This is a genomic window from Methylobacterium sp. J-030 (assembly GCF_022829545.1).
Classification (GTDB): Bacteria; Pseudomonadota; Alphaproteobacteria; order Rhizobiales; family Beijerinckiaceae; genus Methylobacterium.
Genome location: NZ_JAKSYM010000017.1, coordinates 1 through 904, shown reverse-complemented (window position 1 = coordinate 904; position 904 = coordinate 1). Strand labels below are relative to the sequence as shown.

The 904-nt window shown below is 67.5% G+C and carries 1 pseudogene; it reads left to right on the top strand.

Annotation, left to right across the window (positions count from 1 at the left end):
- Positions 1–451: 451 nt before the first annotated feature.
- A pseudogene (locus MKK75_RS00350) lies at positions 452–858 on the top strand (hypothetical protein).
- The last annotated feature ends 46 nt before the right edge of the window (positions 859–904 follow it).

Genomic DNA, 904 nt, shown 5'->3' with positions numbered 1-904 from the left:
GTAGCCGGCGTTGATGCCGAAGTAGGCGCCGGTCCAGGTGAACACCGGCACGGGGGTGAACACCGGCGGCGGCGCGGCCCGGCGCGGCAGGTCGGCGGCCGAGGCGGCCGCCGTCAGGGCGGTGAAGGCGGCGAGCGAGGCGAGAAGCTTGGTCATCTTGTAAGGTCCAAAATTCGATCTGGAGATATGGCTACCGGACGGTGAGCCAAATGGCTGTAGTTTTATCGACACACCGGCCAGCTTCGACGCCGCCCATCGTAGTAAATCATCTATGAATGCGTATTAGATCGTCGCAATACTTCGCGCCGTACACGTTCGAGCGACACAACATCTCGGTGCGGCTTTAGTTGCCACCTGTCGGACGGTAAGTGGTCGGCTGTGGCTGAGATGCTACAGGGCGGACTGTCCGCTTCGCTGCAGGGTAGGTCGCCCCCGTGTTCTCACCTCCGCCATGCCGATCCGGCCCGAGCACCGCTTCTTCTACCCTATCGACTGGGTGCAGCTCTCGGCCGTGATCCGGTTCGGCCGGGCGAGAGGCTGCTGCGAGGGCTGCGGGCGGCCGCATGGACGGATGGTCTACCACCTGGGCGATGGGCGCTGGTGGGATGCGGATGCCGCCGGTGGCGCGACGGGTGGGGGCGCCGGATCCGGATCGCTGCAGAAGCTGACATCCTCGGCAGCGCCCGTCGCACCCGCGTGGTACTGGCCGCAGCACACCGGGATCACGGCACCTCGAACAACGCGGGCTCCAACCTCGCGGCCTTCTGCCAGCGGTGCCACATGATCCACGACCGGCCGCGGCATCGGCGGCGGCGGGCGCGCACGCTGTTCCGGCGGAAGCGGTGGGGCGGCCCGTGAGCGGGGCCATCAGCCTGGGGGTCGGCGGCCGCGGATGTTTCGATCT